Source organism: Pseudonocardia charpentierae, from assembly GCF_031845345.1.
Classification (GTDB): domain Bacteria; phylum Actinomycetota; class Actinomycetes; order Mycobacteriales; family Pseudonocardiaceae; genus Pseudonocardia; species Pseudonocardia charpentierae.
The window spans coordinates 39,414-60,289 of sequence record NZ_JAVREJ010000013.1; the positions used below are offsets into that span (position 1 = coordinate 39,414).

Below are 20,876 nucleotides of genomic sequence, written 5' to 3' on the forward strand. Positions count from 1 at the left end.
GTCGCCTCAGGGTTGTTCCGACGGCCGTGGGGCGACGCCGGCGGTGATCTCGACGCCGCTGCGTGCCGCCGGGGTGGGCCGCCGCTCCACCAGCGGCAGCGACCGCAGCTGCCGCTCGAGGTGATACTGCAGGTGCGCGGCCACCAGCCCGCTGGTCTCGCGCCGCGCCGGGGAGCCGGCCGCGTCCGCCACCGTCCAGTCGCCGTGCAGCAGCGCGTCGAGGAGTCCGAAGGTCTCCGGCGCCGGTGTCACCGAGCCCGGCGGGCGACACCGCGGGCACACCGCTCCCCCGCCCGTCACGCTGAACGCCCGGTGCGGCCCCGGCGCGGCGCAGCGGGCGCAGTCGCTGATCGCAGGGGCCCAGCCGGCGTGCGTCATCGCGCGGAGAAGGAAGGCGTCGAGCACCAGCGACTGGTCGCGCTCGCGGTCGGCCAGGGCCCGGATCGCGCCGACGACCAGCAGGTACACCCGGAGCGCAGGCTCACCCTCCTCGGCGACGAGGCGGTCCGCGGTCTCCAGCACCGCGCACCCCGCGGTGTAGCGGGCGTAGTCGCCGACGATGCCCGCGCCGAAGGCGTCGACGGTCTGGGCCTGGGTGACGACGTCGAGGCTGCGGCCGGTGTAGCACTGCACGTCGACGTGGTTGAACGGCTCCAGCCGCGCCCCCCACCGCGAGCGGGTGCGCCGCACTCCCTTCGCGACGGCGCGCACCTTGCCGTGGCGACGGGTGAGAAGGGTGACGATCCGGTCGGCCTCGCCGAGCTTCTGCACCCGCAGCACCACGCCGGTGTCGCGGTACAGGGTCACGGGAAGAGCCTACGTCCCGGCCCCGGCGTGAGAGCCTTGACAGCGCCGCGCACTCCCGGTGAGGTAACCCTACTTCTCTGCCTGGAGGCCCGGTGACCCGAGCTGTCCCCGCGAACGGCAATCATCGCGTTCCAGAACACGCCCGCGCCGAGACCGCCCGCACGCTCGCGGCGACGCCGGGAATCCGCGGCGAGCCCTCCGACGCCGAGCGCGGACGGACCCTGCTTGCGGCGTCGCAGACCGGGGCGCTGGCGACCGTGGCCGTCGAGGGCGGGTTCCCGTTCGGCTCGCTGGTCGCCTACGCCGTCGACGACGCCGGACAGCCGCTCCTGTGCCTGTCCGACCTGGCCGAGCACAGCCGCAACCTGGCCGCCGACCCGCGGTCGTCGCTGATGGCCTACGAAACAGGACCGGGCGACCCGCTCGCGCTGGCCCGGGTCACCGTCCTCGGGTCCGTCGTCGAGCTGCGCGACGACGCCCGCGAGGCGGCGCTGCACACCTACCGCGAGCGGCACCCCGACGCCTTCTACGCCGCGTTCGACGACTTCCGCCTCTACCGGCTCGAGGTCTCCTCGGTCCGGTACGTGGGCGGGTTCGGCCGGATGAGCTGGGTGTCGGCGGACGACCACGCGTCGGCCGAGCCGGATCCGCTGCGACCACACGTCGCGGGGATCGTCGGGCACATGAACGACGACCACGCGGACGCGCTCGTCGCCTACTGCCGCGTGTTCGGCGGGCAGCCGGCGACGGAGCGGGCCGAGATGGTCGGCGTCGACCGCTACGGGTTCACGATGCTCGCCGCGGGTCCGGGCACGGACGAGCGGAAGGCGGTCCGGATCCCGTGGGGACGGCGCGTCGACACGGTCGGCGAGGTGCGCGCGGCGACGATCGCGCTGTTGCGGGGGGCGCGCGCGGCGGATTGACGCGCACGATCAGCCGGGCTGATCGTCCGGCGGCGATCCGGGGCGAATCGGGGGTCGTACCGCCCACACGATCAGCTCGGTTGATCGTGCGGCAACAACAGCGGGCGACGGCCGGCGGGCGTCAGAAGCCGAGTTTGCGCAGCTGGCGCGGGTCGCGCTGCCAGTCCTTCGCCACCGTCACGTGCAGGTCCAGGTACACCTTCGTGCCCAGCAACGCCTCGATCTGGCGCCGCGCCGCGGTGCCCACCGCGCGCAGCCGCTCGCCGCGGTGCCCGATGACGATGCCCTTCTGGCTCGACCGCTCCACGTAGACGGTCGCGTGCACGTCGATCATGTCGTCGCGACCCTCGTGCGGGAGCATCTCCTGCACGACCACGGCGATCGAGTGCGGCAGCTCGTCGCGCACGCCCTCCAGCGCGGCCTCGCGGACCAGCTCCGCGACGAGGGTCTCCTCCGGCTCGTCGGTCAGCTCGCCGTCCGGGTACAGCGGCGGGCCCTCGGGGAGGCGACCGACGAGCAGGTCGGCCAGCAGCCCGACCTGGAAGCCGTCGACGGCGGAGCACGGCACGACGTCCGCGAACTCCATCAGCCCACTGAGCTGGGTGAGCCGCTCCGCGACCTGCTCCGGACGGGCCAGGTCGGTCTTGGTGACGACGCCCAGGATCGGGGTGCGACCGGCCACGGAACGCAGCTCGGAGACGATGAACTCGTCGCCACGGCCCACCGGCTGGTCCGCCGGCACGCAGAACCCGATCACGTCGACCTCGGCCCAGGTCTCGCGCACGATGTCGTTGAGACGGCTGCCGAGCAGCGTGCGCGGCTTGTGCAGGCCCGGAGTGTCGATCACGATCAGCTGCGCGTCGGGGCGGTGCAGGATGCCCCGGATCGCGTGCCGGGTGGTCTGCGGCCGGCTCGAGGTGATCGCGACCTTCTGCCCGATCAGCGCGTTCGTCAGCGTCGACTTGCCGGCGTTCGGGCGGCCGACGAAACAGGCGAAGCCCGAGCGGAAGTCGTCGGGAACATCGGCGAACATCTACAGGGGCCCCAATTTCTCGCCGGTGAGCGTCTCGAGGATCTCGCGCCCGATCGGGAGTGCCGCGGTCGCGGCGGGTGACGGAGCGTTGAGCACGTGCAGCACCGCGCCGGTACCGGCGCCTTGGGCGACGAACAGGAAGTCGTCGACCAGCGTGCCGTCCGCCCGCACTGCCTGGGCCCGCACCCCGGCGCCGGCCGGATGCAGGTCGTCGGCGCGGACGTCGGGCAGCAGCCGTTGGATCTGGCGGACCATCGCCTCGCGGGACAGCGACCGGTGCATCTCACCGAGCCCGTAGCGCCAATGCTTCCGCGCCAGCCGCAGCATGCCGGGGTAGGCCAGCGTGCCGAGCAGCTCCTTGGGCTTGACTGCGCCCCACGAGTAGCCCTCGCGGGCCAGCGCGAGCACGGCGTTCGGGCCGGCGTGGACGCTGCCGTCGATGCCCCGGGTCGCGTGCACGCCGAGGAACGGGAACGCCGGGTCCGGCACAGGGTAGATCAGCCCCTTGACGAGCCCGGCGGCGCGCTCGCCCAGGCCGGAGTACTCGCCGCGGAACGGGATGACCCGCACGCCGGGATCGGCACCGGACGCCCTGGCCAGCTCGTCGCAACGCAGTCCGGCGCAGACCACGACCTGGGTGCCGAGGAGGTCGCCGCCGTCCGTGCGGACCACGACGTCGGCGCGGCGCCGCACGACGCTGCGGACCGCCCGCCCGAGGTGGATCTCGCCGCCGTCCTTCTCCACGAGCTCGCCGAGCTTCTCCGCGATCGCCCGGTAGTCGGTGATCCCGGTCGAGGGCACGAACAGGGCCGCGATCCCCCGGACGTGCGGCTCGTGCGCACGCATCCCGGCCTGGTCCAGCTCGTGGTTCTCGACGCCGTTCGCGTCGCCGCGCCGCTTGAGGTCGGCGAGGCGCGGCAGCTCGTCGGGCTCGGTGGCGACGACGAGCTTGCCGGTGACCTCGTGCGGCAGGTCGTGGGCGCGGCAGAAGGCGACGGTCTCGGCGCAGCCGGCGACGGCGAGGCGGGCCTTGTAGCCACCCGGGGCGTAGTAGAGCCCGGAATGGATGACGTTGGAGTTGTTGCCCGTCTGGTGGGCCGCGAGCCGCGGTTCGCGCTCGACGACGGCGACCGAGCGGCCGGTCCGCGCGACCGCGTGCGCCGTGGCGAGGCCGACGATGCCGCCGCCGACGACGACCACGTCGTACCGCGGGGTGGTCATGAGGCCTCCGGCGCCAGCACGGCGCGGACGGCACCGGTCGCGTCGGCGTGCAGCACGGGGGCGGACGGCGCGAGGTCGCGGACGGCGGCCAGCGAGGCCTCGTCGACGCCATCCGCGCCCGTCACGACCGCGGCCGCCTCCAGGCCCGGAGCGCCGCTGGACACCGCCGCCGCGACCGCCGCCTGCAGTGCCGTCAGCGACAGCGAGGGCAGGGCGACGGAGGCGGCCACGTAGGTGCGCCCGTCCGTGTCGCGCACAGCGGCTCCCTCGGCGGCACCGGTGCGGGCGCGGGCCGAGCGGGCCAGCGTCACGATCTTGGCGTCTTCGGGGTCGAGCTCAGCCGCGCCGGACATCGTCCTCCTCCAGCCGCCCGGCGTACGCACCGGCGGTGTCGTCTCGAGTGCTGCCCGTGGACCGGCCGTTGGTGGGGGTGTCGAGCTCGTCGATCGGGTCCGACGGAGCGAACGCGGTGTCCGGGGCAGCGTCGGCTCCGTCGTCGTTGCCCTCGTCGACGTCGTGCACCGGGGTGATCAGCACCGTCGTGATCCGCACCCGCCCGCGGGCGTCCTTCCCACCCTCGGCCAGCAGGTGCAGCCCGGCGACGCCGACCTCCGCACCCGGCAGCGGCACCCGGCCGAGCTGCTGGGCGAGCAGGCCGCCGAGCGTGTCGACGTTCGCCTCCTCCAGCACGGCCCGCAGCTCCGCGGCGGGGCCCTCGTCGTAGTCGCCGCCGTCGGGGAACAGGCCGTCGAGCTCCTGCAGGTCTTCGACCGGCAGCCGCGCCGCGACCCGGAGCCTGCCGTCGTCCAGCCGAGCGACGTCGGGCACCTCGTCGGCGTCGTACTCGTCGGTGATCTCCCCGACGATCTCCTCGAGGATGTCTTCGATGGTGACGACCCCGGCGGTGCCGCCGTACTCGTCGACCACGATCGCCATGTGGTTGCGGGTGCGCTGCATCTCCTTGAGGAGCTCGTCGATCCGCTTGCTGTCGGGGACGAACACCGCGGGGCGCATGACGGCGGTCAGCACGGCGGCCGGGTCGCCGTTCTGGACTTGCTCGCTCTGGGCCCGGACCAGGTCCTTGAGGTAGGCGACGCCGATGACGTCGTCGATGTTCTCGCCGAGCACCGGCAGCCGCGAGTAGCCGCTGCGCAGGGCCAGCCGCAGGACCTTGTCGACGGACGTGTCGCGCTCGACCCACACGACGTCCGGGCGCGGCACCATCACCTCGCGGACGAGCGTGTCGCCCAGCTCGAACACCGAGTGGATCATCTTGCGCTCGGTCTCGTCGACGACGCCGCTGGTGCTGGCCATGTCGACCAGCTCGCGGAGCTCGACCTCGGAGGAGAACGGGCCCTGACGGAAGCCCTTGCCGGGCGTCACCGCGTTGCCGATCAGGATCAGCAGCTTGGTCAGCGGGCCCAGCAGCGTCGCGAGCGCGCGGATCGGCGCCGCGATCGCGACGCCCAGCTCGTACGGGTGCTGGCGGCCGAGCGTGCGCGGGCCGACGCCGATCAGGACGTAGCTGACCACGACCATGATCGCGCCTGCCGTGAGGATCCCCGCCCACACGGGAGTGATCAGCCGGGCGAGCGCGACCGTGAGCAGCACCGTCGCCGAGGTCTCGGCCACCAGCCGCAGCAGGAGGAGCAGGTTGACGTGGCGGGGGCGGTCCGCGACGACGGCGGCCAGCGCGCGGGCGCCGGCGCGCCCCTCACGGACCAGGGCCTCGACCCGGGCGCGCGACACGGAGTTCAGGGCGGCGTCCGCCGCGGCGAACAGGCCCGCGAGCGGGACCAGCAGCGCGGCAATGATTATCAGTGCGACCGGGCTCATCGGATCAGGCGTCAGGAGTCTTCGAGGCCGACCGTGCCGAGCAGCCGCGAGTCGTGGCGGCGTTGCGCCTCCCGCGTGGCGGCCTCGTGCCGGGCGGCCTGCCATTCGGCGAGCAGCGCGTTCTGCAGGCTGAACATCTCGCGCTCCTGCTCGGGCTCGGCGTGGTCGTAGCCGAGCAGGTGCAGCACACCGTGCACGGTGAGCAGCGCCAGCTCGTCGGCGAGGCCGTGGCCGGCCTTACGGGCCTGCGCGGCGGCGAACGCCGGGCAGAGCACCACGTCGCCGAGCAGTGCGGGCCCGATCTCGGGTGCGTCCGGCCGGCGCGACTCGTCGACCAGCTCGTCCATCGGAAACGCCATGACGTCCGTGGGCCCGGGCTCGTCCATCCACCGCTCGTGCAGCTCGGTCATCACCTCGGTGGTCACGACCATGACCGACAGCTCGGCGGCGGGGTTCACCTGCATGGCGGCGAGCACGTGCTGCGCGACGGAGGCGAGCGCCGACTCGTCGACGGCGACGCCGGACTCGTTGGCGACCTCGATGCTCACCCGACCAGCCTACGGGCCTCGCTGATGCGTCGTACGCGCAGGCAGCCACCCGACGAGCGGCCCGTTCGTCGCCCAGGTTTGGACGAACGGGCCGGTCGTACAAAAGCGGACCGGGTCAGCGGCGGCGGACGCGGGTGCGGTCCTGCGGCGGGCCGGTGCGCGGCGCGGCCGTGAGGGTGTGCCGCTCGGCCGTGGAGTCGAACCGGGCGTAGGCGTCGACGATGTCGCTCACCAGCCGGTGCCGCACGACGTCCGTGCTCGTGAGGTAGGAGAAGTGGACGTCGTCGATCCCGTCGAGGATGTCGCGCACCACCTGCAACCCCGAGCGGGTGCTCCCGGGCAGGTCGATCTGCGTGACGTCGCCGGTGACGACGATCTTGCTCCCGAACCCGAGCCGGGTGAGGAACATCTTCATCTGCTCGGGCGTGGTGTTCTGCGCCTCGTCGAGAATGATGAAGGCATCGTTCAGTGTGCGGCCGCGCATGTACGCCAAGGGCGCGACTTCGATCGTTCCCGCCGCCATCAGTTTCGGAATGGACTCGGGATCCATCATGTCGTGCAGCGCGTCGTACAGCGGGCGCAGATACGGGTCGATCTTCTCGTTGAGCGTGCCCGGCAGGTAGCCCAGCCGCTCGCCCGCCTCGACCGCGGGCCGGGTGAGGATGATCCGGCTGACCAGCTTGCCCTGCAGCGCCTGTACGGCCTTGGCCATGGCCAGGTACGTCTTGCCGGTACCGGCGGGACCGATGCCGAACACGATCGTGTTCGCGTCGATCGCGTCGACGTAGCGCTTCTGGTTCAGCGTCTTCGGCCGGATGGTCTTCCCGCGACGCGAGAGGATGTCGAGGCTCAGCACCTCGGCGGGAGACTCTCCGATCCGCGTGACGTTGCTCGAGTCCGACAGCATCTCCACGGTGCGGCGGACGGTGTCCGTGCCGACGTGCTGCCCGCGCTGGGCGAGGGAGATCAGCTCACCGAACACGCGCTCGGCGAACGCGACCTCGGCGGGCGCGCCGGAGAGAGTGAGCTCGTTGCCGCGGACATGCACGTCCGCGTCGAGCAGGTCCTCGGCGGCGCGCAGGCTCTCGTCGCGAGAGCCGAGCAGCGCCAGCAGCGCGGTGTCGGGAACGGCCATGCGGGACCGGGCGGGGGCCGGCGTCAAGTCCGTCAAGAGCGCTGCTTCCTGCTCGGTGCGACCGCTCGTCCGCGGCCACTGTGCAATTTCGATCCTACCGCCGGGGTCCGACAGTCGCCCGGATTTCGCGCCGGGCGGACGGTGGCGGGCCCGTGCTGCCCCCCGGGGACCGGAGCCCGACGATCAGCTCGGTTGATCGTGCGGGCCGGATCCGGGCCGCTTCGGGCCGGATCGCCGCCGCATGATCAGCCAGGCTGATCGTGCGGCCCCACACGAGCCCGGGCCTCCCGGCGTTCCTCCCCGCACGATCAGCTCACCCACCTCAGTCCCCCAAGCTCAGTGCCCACGGAACGCCTCGGCGAGCCACCACGACCCGCCGTCGGAGGCGATCGGGGCGTGCACGAGCAGCGGCGCCCGGCGCGGGCCCGCCACCCAGTCGGCGACGCTCTTGAGGTCACCCGGCGTCCGGATCGTCACCGCCTCGAACCCGTATCCGCGTGCCACCGCCGCGAGATCGACGTCGGGGAAGGTGACCGTGGTGTGGTCCGCGTCCGGGAAGTGGTGCACCTCGGCGCCGTAGCCGTGGTCGTCGTAGACGACCACGACCATCGGGAGCCCCAGCCGCGCCACGGTCTCCAGCTCGGCGGCGGCCATCAGCGCGCCACCATCCCCCAACGCGGCGACGGCAAGCCGGTCCGGGCGCGCCAGCGCCGCGCCGATCCCCGTGGCCAGGCCCAGCCCGATCGACTGGAACGCCTGCGTGAAGCAGAACCCCGCCTCGTCGGGCACCGCGAGGTAGGCGCTCGGGTAGCCCATGAAGTTGCCGGAGTCGACGGCGACGGTGCGCTCGCGGGGCAGCACGTCGTCGAGGCCGATCGAGAGCGTCCGCGGGTCGATGCCCGCGGCGTCGGTCAGGTCGTCGTACGGGACGTCCCGCCAGCGGCTCCGGGTGGCGATCGCGGTCCGGACGGCGTCGGTCCGGTACCCGGTCCGCGGAGCCACCGTGGCCAGGACGTCCGTCGCCGTGGCTGCGACGTCGCCGACCACACCCAGGTCGACCGGCCGGTGCATCCCGATCGCGTCCGCCTCGAGATCGACCTGCACCACCCCGGCGGCCGGGCCGAGCAACGTGCCGTGCCGGGTCGTCCACATGTTCAACGCGCAGCCCCAGCCGACCACCAGGTCCGCGTCCCGGATCAGCTCGGCGGCCAGTGGCGAGGCGAACCCGCCGGAGATGCCGAGCGCGAACTCGTCGCCCACGAACAGTCCGTGGGCGACGGCCGACGTCGCGAGCAGGGCACCGGACGCCGCGCCGAGCGCCCGCAACTCACGGCCGGCCCCGCGCGCGCCGCGACCGGCGACGAACACCGGGCGCTCCGCGGCCGCGATCAGGGCGGCCAGCTCGTCGACCGCTCCGGCCGCCGGCCGGACCGGCGCCAGCACGGGAACCGCAGGCAGCCAGGCCTCTGGGACGGCGGCGGCCTGCACGTCGAGAGGCAGGTTGAGCACCACCGTGCGCCGCTGCTCGACAGCCGTCCGGTAGGCCCGGACGACGTCCGCGGACGCCGACTCCGGCGTGTGCACCCGATCCGCGACCGCGCCGACGGCCGTGGCCAGCGCGTCCTGGTCGATGCGGAAGTTCGAGCGGACGGCGGCCGCTCCGGTCTCGGCGGCGAGCACGAGCAGCGGGGTGCGGCTCTTCGCGGCCTCGGCGATGCCGGTCATGGCGTTGGTCAGCCCGCAGCCCTGGTGCACCGTCAGCACCGCGGGCCGGCCGGTCGTCCGCGCCCAGGCGTCGGCCATCGTCGCGGCGCCGCCCTCGTGCCGGGCCGCGACGAACGGGACCCCGGCGCCGCGCAGCGCGTTCGTGACGTGGAAGTTGCCGCTGCCCACGACGCCGAACGCGTGCCCGACGCCGAGCCGGGCCAGTGCCGTGCCGACGAACTCCGCGACCGTCACCTCTCGACCAGCGCCAGCACCCGCGCCGGGCTGCCGGATCCCGAGACGATCGGCAGCGGCCCGGCGATCACGACCGCACCCGTCGCGGGCAGCCGCGCGAGGTTCTGCAGCTGGGTGAGCCCGTACTTGCCGGCGCCGAGCACGTAGGAGTGGCACGGGAAGGCGGGGTCGAACGAGTGCGCGGTACCCGCGTCCGTCCCGACGGTCTCGACGCCGACCCCGATCACCGGTGCCTCCTCGGCCAGCCACTTCGCGCACTCGACCGAGACGCCCGGGGTGTGCGGACCGGTCTCGTTCGCGTTCAGGAAGGCGGCGGCGTCTTCGCTGCGGGCGTCCCAGCCCGTGCGGTAGAACAGCCAGCCGCCCTCGGGCAGCGGCCCGTGCTCGGCCTCCCAGGCGCGGACGTGCTCGACCTCCAGCAGGAAGTCGGGGTCCTTCGCGCTCTCCGCGGAGAAGTCGAGCACCGCGGCGGGCGCCACGAGCTTGGCCACCGGGACCTGCGAGATGTCCTCGCCGCCGCGCCCGGTGATCCAGTGGTTGGGCGCGTCGAAGTGGGTGCCGGTGTGCTCGCTGGTGGAGATGTCGTTCCAGTACCAGGCGGGGCCGCGCTCGTCGAAGTTGCTGATCTCGGTCAGGGCGAACGGCGACGCGTTGGCGAACGGCGGCGGCAGCTGCAGGATCGGCGTGCCGCTGTGCAGGGGCGCGGTGAGGTCGACGACCTCGACGCGGCCGGTGCGCAGCGCGTCCAGCAGGTCGGCCAACACGGGCATGGGAGCTCCTCACATGATCGGGAGCCCCAGCATCGCGCGCGGCGTCGCGTCAGGTCCAGCGGCTCGTCAACACGCCCAGCGCGCCGAGCGCCACCGCACCGGCGGTCGACGCCCGCAGCACCTCCGGACCCAGCCGCACCGACCGCGCACCCGCCACGACGAGGGCGTCCAGCTCGTCGTCCGCGATCCCGCCCTCGGGACCGACGACGAGCAGGAGATCGCCCTCCGCGGGCAGGTCGATCGACGCCAGGCCGTCCGTCGCCGACTCGTGCAGCACCAGTGCGACCGGGACGGCCGCGACCCGCTGCGCGAGCGCCGCCGTCGTCACCGGCTCCTCGACCACCGGCACCCAGGGGCGCCGCGCCTGCTTCGCGGCCTCCCGCGCCGTCGTCCGCCAGCGGGCCAGCGCCTTCTCCCCGCGCGGCCCGGCCTCCCAGCGCGCGACGCACCGCGCCGCCCGCCACGGCAGCACCGCGTCCACCCCCGCCTCGGTCGCGAGCTCGACGGCCAGCTCGCCCCGGTCGCCCTTGACCAGCGCCTGGGCGAGCAGCACCCGGGGTGCCGGGGGCGCCAACGAGCGCCGGTCGACGACGTCCAGCCGCAGCGCGTCCTTCTCGACCGCGGTCACGACGGCGTGGGCGAGCCCGCCCCGCCCGTCGGCCAGCACCAGGCTCTCCCCCGCCCGCAGCCGCTTGACCGTCGCGGCGTGCCGGCCCTCCGGGCCGTCGAGGACCGCGGTGTCGCCGGTCGGCAGCGCGTCGACGAGGAACAGGGGCGCAGTGGTCACGTGCGGGTCACTTGCGGCGGATCGGGATTCTCGTGGCCACCGGCTCGGTGGTGAGGAAGTCGAGCACGAGCCGGGCGACCAGGTCGGGCTTCTCGAGGATCAGGACGTGCGACGTGCCGGGGACGACGGCCAGCTCGGCGTCGGGAATGCCGCGGTAGAGCGCGAGCGTGTGCTCCAACCGCACCACGTCGTCGTCGCCCGACACGACCAGGGTGCGGGCCTGCACCCCGCGGAGCTCGGCGACGTCGAGCTGTGGTTCCTCGAACGCCATCCGCATGATCTTCTCGGCGACCACGGGGTAGTGCTCGGCGCCGTCCGGCGAGACGGCGGCGTACCGCTTCGCGAGCGGGCTCTCGACCATCCCCGCCGCGGCCGCCGCCAGGTCGTCGCCGAACAGGTCGGGCAGCAGGCCGTCGCGGTGGAACTGGCCGCTGATCATCACCATCCGACGCACCAGGTCCGGGCGGCGGAGCGCGACGTGCAGCGCGGCCGTCGCCCCGTCGCTGAAGCCGACGAGGTGGGCGGGCCCGCCGACGACCTGCTCCAGGAACGCGATCGTGTCGGCGGCGACCATCTCGAAGTCGAGGGGGCCCTCGACGTCCGCGGTACGACCGTGCGCGCGGCGATCCGGCGTGTACAGCCGGAAACGGGCCGCGTACTGCGCGTGCACCGGATCGAGCTCGTCGGAGTCGCTGAAGCCGCCGTGCAGGTACACCAGCGGCTCACCGGCTCCGTCGACCGCGTACCAGGTGCGCACCCCGCCGAGGTCGACCACCGCTTCCACGGCCGGGGACCCTAGCGCCCCCCGAACGAGTCGCGCAGCCGGGAGAACAAGCCGTGACCGTTGCGGTTGCCCATGCCCAGATCCGGCTGCTCCTCACCGCGGAGCTGGGCGAGCTTGCGCAGGAGGTCGGCTTGCTCCTTGTCCAGCCGCGTCGGGACGACGACGTCGACGTGCACCATGAGGTCGCCCTGGCCCTCGACCCTGCCGGTCGAGCGGAGTCGGGGCATGCCCTTGCCGCGCAGCGTGCGCACCGTGCCCGTCTGCGTGCCGGGCTCGATGTGCAGCTCCTCGCTGCCCGCGAGCGTCGGCAGCTCCAGGGTGGTGCCCAGGGCCGCGGCCGTCATCGGGAGCTGGACGGTGCAGTGCAGGTCGGCCCCGTCGCGGGTGAAGACCTCGTGCGGCACCTCGTCCACCTCGACGTACAGGTCGCCCGCCGGGCCGCCGCCCGAGCCGACCTCGCCCTGGTGGGCCAGCCGCACCCGCATGCCGTCGGCGACACCTGCGGGGATCCGCACACCGACGGTGCGCCGCGAGCGCACCCGCCCGTCGCCGCCGCACTGCTGGCACGGTTCGGGGATGACCTCGCCGAAGCCGCGGCAGTTCGGGCACGGCCGACTGGTGACCACTTGGCCGAGGAAGGAGCGCTGGACGCTCTGCACCTCGCCCCGGCCGCCGCAGATGTCGCAGCGTGTCGGCCGGCTGCCCGGTGCCGCCCCGGAGCCCGTGCACTCGGCGCACAGGACGGCGGTGTCGACCGCCAGGTCCCGGGTGACGCCCGTCGCGCACTCCTCGAGCGTGAGCTGCATGCGGATCAGCGCGTCCGCGCCGGGCTGCACGCGGCTGCGCGGGCCGCGGGTGCGGCCGCCTGCGGCACCTCCGCCGAAGAAGGCGTCCATGATGTCGCCGAGCCCGAAGGCGCTGAACGGGTCGCCACCCGCAGCACCGGCTGCGCCGTTACCCAGGGGGTCGCCCCCGAGGTCCACGATCCGCCGCTTCTCCGGGTCGGACAGCACCTCGTACGCTGCGCTCACCTCGGCAAAGCGCTCCTGCGCCGCCCCGTCCGGGTTGACGTCGGGATGCAGCTCACGGGCGAGCCTGCGGTACGCCCGCTTGATCTCGTCGGGCCCGGCGTCGCTCCCGACACCCAGGATCCCGTAGTAGTCCCTCGCCACCCCTGCGTTCCCCATGGTCCTTCTCAGTCGGTCCTTCTCCAGCGATGAAAGCGTCTGACCGGCGTCAACGCCCTGCCAGGATCTCACCCACGTAACGGGCGACGGCGTGCACCGCCGCGATCGTGCCCGGGTAGTCCATCCGGGTGGGTCCGACGACGCCCATCCCGCCCAGCACCGTGTTGGCCCCGTAGCCGATCGATACGACGGACGTGGCGCGCATCTGCTCGGACTCGTTCTCCTCGCCGATCCGCACCGTCACGGTACCGGGGTCCTGCGCGGCGGCGAGCAGCTTGAGCACCACGACCTGTTCCTCCAGCGCCTCCAGCACCTGGCGCAGGGAGCCCGGGAAGTCGGCGGCGTTGCGCGTGAGGTTGGCCGTGCCGCCCAGCACGAGGCGCTCCTCCGGATGCTCGACCAGCGTCTCGATCAGCACCGACGACACCGTGGTGACCACGCCCCGCAGCTCACCCGGCGCCGTGAGCGGCAACTCCGCGACGGCGGCCGACGCCGCAGCGAGCGGCCGGCCGACCAGGGCACCGTTGATCATGTTGCGCAGCGCGGCGACATCCGTGTCGGTCAGCACCTCGCCCAGGTCGACGACGCGCTGGTCCACCCGGCCGGAGTCGGTGATCAGCACGAGCATCAGCCGGGCCGGGGTGAGCGCGACGACCTCGAGGTGCCGGACGGTCGAGCGCGTGAGCGTCGGGTACTGGACGACGGCGACCTGGCGGGTGAGCTGGGCGAGCAGCCGGACGCTGCGCCGCAGCACGTCGTCAAGGTCGATCGCCCCGTCGAGGAACGCCTGCACGGCCCGGCGTTCGGCCGGGGACAGCGGTTTGACCTGCGCCAGCTTGTCGACGAACAGCCGGTAGCCCTTGTCGGTCGGGACCCGCCCGGCGCTCGTGTGCGGTTGGACGATGAGCCCTTCGTCCTCCAGCGCAGCCATGTCGTTCCGGACCGTCGCGCTCGACACGCCGAGATTGTGCCTGTCGACGATCATCTTCGAGCCGACGGGCTCCTGGGTGCGTACGAAGTCGGCGACGATCGCACGCAGTACCGCGAACCGGCGCTCCTCGGCGTTCACCCGCACCTCCCCGCCCAGATCCTGTCCTGCAGATCGTCGCCGCAGCGAAGCAAGGCGGCGGTCCGCAGGTGGAGTGACTGACCCTGTGGTCCCATTCTAGATGGCACTCGGCGCGGGCAAGTGCCAGAAGTTCGGCGCTCCCGGTGGCTGCGCGCCCACATCGGCCTCACGCCGCGGATGGCAACGTGGCGTGACGTGGTGTCGGTACGCCCGGTGACCGGGCGAGGCGTGAGCAGGCGCTGGCTGCTGGTCGCCGCCGGAGCTGCGGCTCTCGTCGGGGCGGTTCCGCTGCGCGACGCACTACCCGTCGGTGCCGGCGCGACCGAGGCGGACGACCTGCGCCGGCGGATCCTCGGCAGCAGCACGCAGCCGTGGGTCGGGCTCGCCGAGGCGACCGGGCGGATCGCGCTGCCCGAGCTGCCGGCCCTGGAGTCGACGACGGCGCTGTTCACCGGCGTCACCCGCATCCGCGGCCAGGTCGCGGGCCCGGAACGGTGGCGGGCCGACGAGCTGACGCCCGTCGGCGAGCGCGACGTGTACCGCGTCGACGGCCGCGAGTACGTCTGGGACTTTGGATTCGACCAGCTCACGGTGCTTGCCGGCACCGCCTCCCTGCGGTTGCCCCGGGCCGCCGACCTGCTGCCGCCCGAGCTGGGCAGGCGTCTGCTCCGGCAGGCACCCGACGACCTCGCCACGACGCTGCCCGCCCGCCGGATCGCCAGCATGCCCGCCGCCGGGCTGCGGCTCTCACCGGCCGACCCGGACACGACCGTGGGGCGGGTCGACGTGTGGGCCGATCCGGGCACCGGGCTGCCGCTGCACGTCGAGGTCGCCCCGAAGACCGATCCCGGCGTTCCGCTCCTGATCAGCACGATGCAGGAGGTCGCACTGCGCGCCCCGGACCCCGCCGTGCTCGTCCCCCCGCGGCCGCCGGGCAGCAGCCGGGTCCGGGCCGCCGCGGCGGACCTGGGCGGCGCGCTCCGCGTGCTCGACGCCCCCGCCCCGCCCGCACAGCTCGCCGGCCGCCCACGCGTCGCGCTCACCGGCGACGAACTGCCGGGCGTCGGGGTCTACGGCGCCGGGCTCGCGGGATTCGTGCTCGTTCCCGTCAGCCGCGGCATCGCCGGGCGGGTGCTCGACGGGGCCGCGGCGGCCGGCGGCGTGGCGATCAGTGTGCCGCGCGGGCGGGCCGTCCGGATCGGCACGCCCCTGCTGTCGCTGGCGGTGCGCGGTGGCCGGGGAGGGAGCGTGCTGCTGGTGGGCACCGTCGAGCCCGAGGTGCTGGAGCGGGCAGTGGTCGAGCTGTCGGGGGCACGGGCGTGACCGATGTGATCGTCACCCGCGGCCTGGTCAAGCGGTTCGGGCGCGTCACGGCCGTCGCCGGGGTGGACCTGCGCATCCCCGCCGGCATCCGGTTCGGGCTGCTGGGGCCCAACGGCTCGGGCAAGACGACGCTCGTGCGGGTGCTGCTCGGCCTCGTGCACGCGACGGCGGGCGAGGTGGAACTGCTCGGCGAGCCCATGCCGCGCCGCGCGGCGCGGGTGCTCCCCCGGGTCGGAGCCATGGTCGAGGGCCCGGCGGCGTGGGGGAACCTGTCCGGGCGCGCGAACCTGCGCCTCATCGACGCGGCCGGACCGGGCGGCGGACGGGGCAGGCGGCAGCGGGTCGACGAGGCGCTCGAGCGGGTCGGCCTCGGCGGGATCGACCGGCGCCCCGTCCGGGCCTACTCGCTTGGTATGCGCCAGCGCCTGGGCATCGCCGCCGCCCTGCTGCGCGCGCCCGAGCTGCTGCTGCTCGACGAGCCGACGAACGGCCTCGACCCGCGGGGCATCGGCGAGATGCGCGACCTGCTGGTCGCGCTCAACGCGGCCGGCACCACGGTCGTGCTGTCCAGCCACCTGCTCGGTGAGGTCGACGCGCTGTGCCACCGCGTCGGCGTGATGGATGCGGGGCGGCTCGTGCTCGAGGAGGACATGACCGTGCTGCGCGCCCCGACCGGACGGGTGCTGCTGCGGACCCCGGACCCGGCCGCGGTCGTCGCCGAGCTGGACGGGCGGGTCGTCGAGCGCTCCGGTGACCTCGTCGTCGTGCGCCACGACGACCCCGCGGCACTGAACGCCCGGCTCGTCGCGGCCGGCGTCCGCGTGGCCGAGCTGGCGCCGGAGCGTCGGAGCCTGGAGCAGGTGGTGCTGGAACTGACCGGACAGGGAGCGGACCGGGTGGACACGAGCGGGAACGAGGCGCGTCGATGACCGGCGTCGAGCTGAGCCTGCTGCTGCGCCGCCGCCGGGTCTGGCTGTGCTGGGCGCTGCTGTGCGCGCTTCCGGCGCTGGTCGCCGTACTCCTTGCCGTGACCGGCCTGGCCCCGCCGCCCGGCCGCGGCGGCGCGTTCCTGTCGGCGGTGGTGAGCAATGGCCAGCTCTTCCCTGCTGCGGCCCTCGCGCTCGTCCTGCCGGTGTTCCTGCCGATCACCGTCGCGATCGTCGCCGGCGACGCCGTGGCCGGGGAGGCGAGCGCCGGCACCCTGCGCTACCTGCTCGTCCGCCCGGTCGGACGGTTGCGTCTCCTCCTGGCCAAACTCGTGTCGATCATGGTGTTCGTGCTGCTCGCGGTGCTGTTCGTCACCGTGACCGGGTACGTCGTCGGGGTCGCGCTCTTCGGCTTCGGGCCGGACGCGGAGCTCGGCGGGGCGGGCGGGGTGACGTCGCTGTCCGGGGCGGTGCTGAGCCCGGTCGACCTGCTGGGCCGCACCGCGCTGGTCGTCGGCTACCTCGCGCTGTGCATGCTCGCGCTCGGTGCCGTCGGGCTGTTCTTCTCCACGCTGACCGACTCACCGCTCGCCGCGGCGCTCGGCGTGCTCGCGCTGGTCGTCGCCAGCGCGGCGCTGCAGCCCCTCGACGCCGCCGGGGTGATCGAGCCGTACCTGCCGACGGCGCACTGGCTGGCGTGGATCGACCTCTACCGCGACCCGATCCTCTGGCCGTCCGTCCGTGAGGGCGCCGCGGTGCAGGCCGGGTACGTGCTGGTGGCGTTCGGGGCGGCGTGGGCGAACTTCGCGACGAAGGACGTCACGAGCTGATCGAGGGCGTCCGCGAGTCCGCGAGTTCGACGGCGCGAGTTCGCGGTTCGAACCTCGACTAAGCTCGGGGTCGTGGACGAGCTGACCGTCGGAGACCTGTCGGCACGCAGCGGCGTCGCGGTCTCGGCCCTGCACTTCTACGAGAAGAAGGGCCTTATCACGAGCCGCCGGACCAGCGGCAACCAGCGCCGCTACCGGCGCGACACGCTGCGGCGGGTGGCGCTGGTGCGCATCGGGCAGCGGGTGGGGATCCCGCTGGCGGAGATCGCCGCGGTGCTCGCGACACTGCCCGACGGCCGCACGCCCAACCGCCACGACTGGCAGGAGCTGTCGGCCCGCTGGCAGGAGCGACTCGACGACCGGATCCGGGATCTCCAGCACCTGCGCGACGACTTCGGCGACTGCATCGGATGCGGCTGCCTGTCGCTCGACCGCTGCCACCTCGCGAACCCGGCCGACGAGATGGGCAGCCAAGGCCCGGGGCCGCGCCGGCTGCTCCCCGCCACGCCCTGACGCCGTCCGTCAGCCCGCCGCGCGCAGCTCCGCGCAGTCGACGCCCGTCACCGCGGCGTCGAGCGGGTCGGGTGACAGGGCCCGCAGGACGACGCCCGTGACCGCGGGGTCGGTCGGGAGCGCGGAGTGCGTCACCCGCGCCCCGGGACACACCGCCTGGACCTGCACCTGCGTCGTCCCGTCCAACGCCGACGCGGCCCCGGGTGGGGTGACCGTCTCGTCGTCGGCCGTCCAGACCGACAGCCACGGCAGCGCCTCGCCGACCCGGTCCCGGGTCAGCTCGGTGATCTCCGCGCTCCCGGGCGCGAGCTGGCGGCAGGCTGCCGGGCACGCGTCCGGGGCGACGACCGTGGCCGTCGCGGCCAGCGACGTCCCGGCCAGCGGGGCTCCGAGGGTGACGACGCGCCGGGCCTTGTTCGCGCCGTCGTCCCGGGCGACCCAGAGCCCGGCCACCACACCCCCGGCCGAGTACCCCACGACGTCCACGGACGGTGCGCCCGTCGCCAACGCCGCGTCGACGGCGGCGTCGAGCACCGCGACCTGCGTGGACAGGTCGCCCGTGCCGTCGCCGACGAGCGTCAGCACGGTGGCGGACCGACCCGTGGCCTCGATCCGCGTCGCGAGCTGCTGCAGGCCGCTGCGCGACCCCCCGTACCCGGGGACGAGCAGCACCGGACCGGGACGGTCCTGCGCGGGGGGCGCGACGGGATCGGTCGCGGGAGCCGGCGCGGACAGGAGCCGCACTCCGACGACCCCCGCGCCGACCAGCAGCAACGCCACGACCACGGCGACCAACAGCCGCCGCCGCGGGCTCACGTCTCACCCCCGGACAACCCGCGAGTCGGCACGTTCGGGCGCGCGAGTCGGCACGTTCGACAGCGCGAGTCGCGCATCAGGCGGGCACCGGGGTGGGGTCTCCGGCGAGGAGCCGGTGCACGACACCGTCGGCAAGCAGGCGCCCGCGTGAGGTGAGGACGGCGCGCCCCTCGGTCAGGGCGACCGGGTCGAGGAGACCGTCCACCGCCGCCTGCTCCGCCGCGGCACGACCCGCGTCGTCGAGCAGCTCCACGGCCAGGCCGGACACCAGGCGGAGCCGCAACATCACCCGCTCCGTCGCCCGGTCGGACTCCGTCAGCTCCTCGCGGCCGGCCTCCGGCGACTCCCCCGCTTCGAGCATGGCCCCGTAGCGCGCCGGGTGCTTGACGTTCCACCAGCGGGCGCCGTCCAGGTGCGAGTGCGCCCCCGGGCCCAGCCCCCACCAGTCGCCGTCGAGCCAGTAGCCGAGGTTGTGCCGACACTGCGCCTCCGGCGACGCGGCCCAGTTCGACACCTCGTACCAGGGCATGCCCGCGGCCGTCAGCCGGTCGTCGATCAGCTCGTAGCGCGCCGCCGCCACGTCGTCGTCCGGAGCCGGCACCTCCCCGCGGGCCACCCGCCGCGCCAGGGCGGTGCCGTCCTCCACGATCAACGAGTAGGCCGAGACGTGGTCCACGCCGGCCGCCAACACGGCGTCCAGCGACGCCCTCAGGTCGTCGTCCGTCTCCCCCGGCGTGCTGTAGATCAGGTCGAGGTTGACGTGTTCGAGGCCCGCGGCTCGGGCCTCCCGCGCCGCCGCCACCGCCCGGCCCGGCGTGTGCCGGCGCTCCAGCAAGCGCAGAACGTGCGGGGCCGCCGACTGCATCCCCAGCGAGACCCGTGTGAAGCCGGACGCGGCCAGGCCCTCGAAGAACGACGGCGACGTCGACTCGGGGTTGCTCTCGGTCGTCACCTCGACGCCGGGCGTCAGCCCGAACGTCGACCGGACCTCGTCGAGCACTGTCGCCAGCCGCTCCGCCCCGAGCAGCGACGGCGTGCCACCGCCGACGAACACGGTGTCGACCGGGCGGGACCCGACGACGGACCGCGCCAGCTCCAGCTCGCGGCGCACCGCGTCCAGCCACCCGTCCGGGGACGCGCCGGAGCCCGCCAGCTCGGACGGCGTGTAGGTGTTGAAGTCGCAGTAGCCGCAGCGCGCAGCGCAGAACGGCACGTGGACATAGATCCCGAATGGGACCCGGTCGGTGGAGGGCGGCACGACATCCAGTGTGCCAACTCCGCGCGCGGGCTACGTGCCCTCGCCCCACAGACGGAAGTGCGCCTCCACACCGTGGAGGACGCGGGCGAGCCCGAACTCGAAACCGGCGTCGTCGTCACCCGGTCCCGGCGGGGGCGCGGCCAGCAGTGCGAGCATCAGCGGCAGTTCGGCCGACGGCCCGAGCGTTCGATCGCGGCGGGGTCGGGGGCGCGATCGGCGACGGGCACCGCGGCACCCCGGACGTAGCCGTTCACCAGCTGCAGGACCCAGCCTCGGTCGGCGGGGGCGATGTCGGCCTCGGCGATCACCCGCAGGGCGGTCTCGCCCCACGCGCATTCCTGCGGGCCCATCCGACGCGCGGTGGTGACCAGCGGGAGTGTCCACGGGTGGCGCCGGAAGAGCGTCCTGACCTGCCGCTGCACTATCCGCTGCTGGTCACCCACATCCTGTTCGGCTCGGTCGCTCTGGTCACCGCGTGCCTGCAGATCTGGCCCTGGCTGCGCCGCACCCATCCGGCCGTCCACCGCTGGTCCGGCCGGGCCTACCTGTTCGGTGGCGTGTTCCCCGGTGGGCTCGCGGTCCTCGCCGTCGCGCCGGTCAGCAGCACCGGCGCGGTCCCGTCCGTCGGCAATACCGCCCTCGCCGTCCTCTGGCTCATCACCGGCGTCGCCGGCTACCGGGCGGCCCGCCCACCGTTACGGGGACCACCGCCGCTGGATGCTCCGCAGCGTCGCGCTGACGTTCTCCATCGTGGTCAACCGGATGTTGCTCGTGGCCTACTTCCTGCTGTTCAGCCCGTTCCTCGGCGACGACCCGGCGGCACTGGTTGCCGCGCGGCGGCCGGGGCCTCGGTCTGGTCGAGCTGGGTCGTGAACCTCCTCGTCGTCGAGTGGTGGGTGCTGCGACCGCAGAGCCGGCGGTGCCACCGGGCCGTGTGAGTCCACTCCCAGGATCCGGTCGCCGATGGATCGCGGGCGTCCGAGGTGGCACTCTGGGGACATGTCTGCGCTGACCCTGCGTCTCGTGGCCCGCCGCCACGTGGACCTGCACCGGGTGAGCAGCGCTCTCTGTCGACACGGCCGCTAGTCCCGCGCCCGTACCCACCACGGCGCCGGGCGCTGCCGGATGCACCGGTTGCAGCGCACGGCCGC

At 74.0% G+C, this 20,876-nt stretch carries 24 protein-coding genes; 7 read left to right on the top strand and 17 right to left on the bottom strand.

Annotated elements, in window-relative coordinates; genetic code table 11:
* Positions 1–6 precede the first annotated feature (6 nt).
* Complete coding sequence (gene recO / locus RM445_RS18360; protein WP_311557835.1) at positions 7–807, bottom strand: DNA repair protein RecO; 801 nt, start codon at positions 805–807, stop codon at positions 7–9.
* Between the two features lie 92 nt (positions 808–899).
* On the opposite strand from recO, the gene RM445_RS18365 reads away from it, so the two are divergent.
* Entirely contained in the window at positions 900–1,730 is an 831-nt protein-coding gene (locus RM445_RS18365) for a HugZ family pyridoxamine 5'-phosphate oxidase (RefSeq protein ID WP_311557836.1), read from the top strand.
* A 121-nt stretch (positions 1,731–1,851) separates the two neighbouring features.
* On the opposite strand, the gene era is transcribed toward RM445_RS18365, so the two are convergent.
* The 12 genes from era to hrcA form a co-directional block, all read right to left on the bottom strand.
* Positions 1,852–2,763, bottom strand: coding sequence for a GTPase Era (era, locus tag RM445_RS18370; protein WP_311557837.1), 912 nt, complete (start codon positions 2,761–2,763; stop codon positions 1,852–1,854).
* Entirely contained in the window at positions 2,764–3,984 is a 1,221-nt protein-coding gene (gene lhgO, locus RM445_RS18375; RefSeq protein WP_311557839.1) for an L-2-hydroxyglutarate oxidase, read from the bottom strand. It lies immediately after the preceding gene.
* Positions 3,981–4,337 carry a cytidine deaminase gene (locus tag RM445_RS18380; RefSeq protein ID WP_311557840.1) on the bottom strand — a complete coding sequence of 119 codons (357 nt, stop codon included), beginning with the start codon at positions 4,335–4,337 and terminating at the stop codon, positions 3,981–3,983. The genes lhgO and RM445_RS18380 overlap by 4 nt, the downstream gene beginning before the upstream one ends.
* Positions 4,321–5,820, bottom strand: coding sequence for a hemolysin family protein (locus RM445_RS18385; protein ID WP_311557841.1), 1,500 nt, complete (start codon positions 5,818–5,820; stop codon positions 4,321–4,323). The genes RM445_RS18380 and RM445_RS18385 overlap by 17 nt, the downstream gene beginning before the upstream one ends.
* Before the next feature lie 11 nt (positions 5,821–5,831).
* On the bottom strand, positions 5,832–6,368 hold the full coding sequence (ybeY, locus tag RM445_RS18390; RefSeq protein WP_311557843.1) for an rRNA maturation RNase YbeY: 537 nt from the start codon (positions 6,366–6,368) through the stop codon (positions 5,832–5,834).
* Between the two features lie 115 nt (positions 6,369–6,483).
* On the bottom strand, positions 6,484–7,503 hold the full coding sequence (locus RM445_RS18395) for a PhoH family protein (RefSeq protein WP_311558047.1): 1,020 nt from the start codon (positions 7,501–7,503) through the stop codon (positions 6,484–6,486).
* Between the two features lie 336 nt (positions 7,504–7,839).
* Positions 7,840–9,462, bottom strand: coding sequence for a thiamine pyrophosphate-binding protein (locus tag RM445_RS18400; protein ID WP_311557845.1), 1,623 nt, complete (start codon positions 9,460–9,462; stop codon positions 7,840–7,842).
* Positions 9,459–10,232 carry a cyclase family protein gene (locus tag RM445_RS18405; protein WP_311557846.1) on the bottom strand — a complete coding sequence of 258 codons (774 nt, stop codon included), beginning with the start codon at positions 10,230–10,232 and terminating at the stop codon, positions 9,459–9,461. The genes RM445_RS18400 and RM445_RS18405 overlap by 4 nt, the downstream gene beginning before the upstream one ends.
* A gap of 49 nt (positions 10,233–10,281) precedes the next feature.
* Entirely contained in the window at positions 10,282–11,019 is a 738-nt protein-coding gene (locus RM445_RS18410; RefSeq protein ID WP_311557847.1) for a 16S rRNA (uracil(1498)-N(3))-methyltransferase, read from the bottom strand.
* A gap of 7 nt (positions 11,020–11,026) precedes the next feature.
* A complete protein-coding gene (locus RM445_RS18415; RefSeq protein WP_311557848.1) occupies positions 11,027–11,803 on the bottom strand; it encodes an alpha/beta fold hydrolase in 777 nt (258 codons plus the stop codon).
* 11 nt (positions 11,804–11,814) lie between these two features.
* Positions 11,815–12,975: a molecular chaperone DnaJ gene (gene dnaJ / locus RM445_RS18420; RefSeq protein ID WP_311558048.1), complete on the bottom strand. Its 1,161-nt coding sequence runs from the start codon at positions 12,973–12,975 to the stop codon at positions 11,815–11,817.
* Positions 12,976–13,039: 64 nt separating this feature from the next.
* Complete coding sequence (gene hrcA, locus RM445_RS18425; RefSeq protein ID WP_397469354.1) at positions 13,040–14,059, bottom strand: heat-inducible transcriptional repressor HrcA; 1,020 nt, start codon at positions 14,057–14,059, stop codon at positions 13,040–13,042.
* A gap of 228 nt (positions 14,060–14,287) precedes the next feature.
* Here hrcA and RM445_RS18430 point away from each other — a divergent pair, with 228 nt between their 5' ends.
* The 4 genes from RM445_RS18430 to soxR all read left to right on the top strand — a co-directional run bounded on the left by RM445_RS18430 (position 14,288) and on the right by soxR (position 17,651).
* Positions 14,288–15,382 (top strand): hypothetical protein, encoded by a 1,095-nt coding sequence (locus RM445_RS18430; RefSeq protein WP_311557850.1) that lies wholly within the window; start codon positions 14,288–14,290, stop codon positions 15,380–15,382.
* Positions 15,379–16,311, top strand: a complete 933-nt coding sequence (locus RM445_RS18435) for an ABC transporter ATP-binding protein (RefSeq protein ID WP_311557851.1) — start codon at positions 15,379–15,381, stop codon at positions 16,309–16,311. Before RM445_RS18430 ends, RM445_RS18435 begins: the two co-directional genes overlap by 4 nt.
* Positions 16,308–17,138 (top strand): ABC transporter permease, encoded by an 831-nt coding sequence (locus tag RM445_RS18440; protein WP_311557853.1) that lies wholly within the window; start codon positions 16,308–16,310, stop codon positions 17,136–17,138. Before RM445_RS18435 ends, RM445_RS18440 begins: the two co-directional genes overlap by 4 nt.
* Positions 17,139–17,210: 72 nt before the next feature.
* Entirely contained in the window at positions 17,211–17,651 is a 441-nt protein-coding gene (gene soxR / locus RM445_RS18445; protein WP_311557855.1) for a redox-sensitive transcriptional activator SoxR, read from the top strand.
* A gap of 9 nt (positions 17,652–17,660) precedes the next feature.
* Here soxR and RM445_RS18450 read toward each other — a convergent pair whose 3' ends face one another.
* The 4 genes from RM445_RS18450 to RM445_RS18460 all read right to left on the bottom strand — a co-directional run bounded on the left by RM445_RS18450 (position 17,661) and on the right by RM445_RS18460 (position 20,168).
* The gene (locus RM445_RS18450) at positions 17,661–18,467 is read right to left on the bottom strand and encodes an esterase/lipase family protein (protein ID WP_311557856.1); all 807 of its coding nucleotides are present in this window, start codon (positions 18,465–18,467) and stop codon (positions 17,661–17,663) included.
* Positions 18,468–18,543: 76 nt separating this feature from the next.
* Entirely contained in the window at positions 18,544–19,725 is a 1,182-nt protein-coding gene (gene hemW, locus RM445_RS18455) for a radical SAM family heme chaperone HemW (RefSeq protein WP_311557857.1), read from the bottom strand.
* Positions 19,726–19,755: 30 nt separating this feature from the next.
* A complete protein-coding gene (locus RM445_RS32410; RefSeq protein WP_397469355.1) occupies positions 19,756–19,881 on the bottom strand; it encodes a hypothetical protein in 126 nt (41 codons plus the stop codon).
* Positions 19,881–20,168, bottom strand: coding sequence for a TetR/AcrR family transcriptional regulator C-terminal domain-containing protein (locus tag RM445_RS18460; RefSeq protein WP_397469356.1), 288 nt, complete (start codon positions 20,166–20,168; stop codon positions 19,881–19,883). Before RM445_RS18460 ends, RM445_RS32410 begins: the two co-directional genes overlap by 1 nt.
* Between RM445_RS18460 and RM445_RS18465 the strand changes: the two genes are divergently transcribed.
* Both RM445_RS18465 and RM445_RS32415 read left to right on the top strand, forming a co-directional pair.
* Positions 20,112–20,663, top strand: a complete 552-nt coding sequence (locus RM445_RS18465; RefSeq protein WP_311557858.1) for a DUF2306 domain-containing protein — start codon at positions 20,112–20,114, stop codon at positions 20,661–20,663. The two genes, RM445_RS18460 and RM445_RS18465, sit on opposite strands and share 57 nt — an antisense overlap.
* Positions 20,664–20,724: 61 nt before the next feature.
* Positions 20,725–20,811: a putative leader peptide gene (locus RM445_RS32415; protein ID WP_397469361.1), complete on the top strand. Its 87-nt coding sequence runs from the start codon at positions 20,725–20,727 to the stop codon at positions 20,809–20,811.
* Positions 20,812–20,876 lie beyond the last annotated feature (65 nt).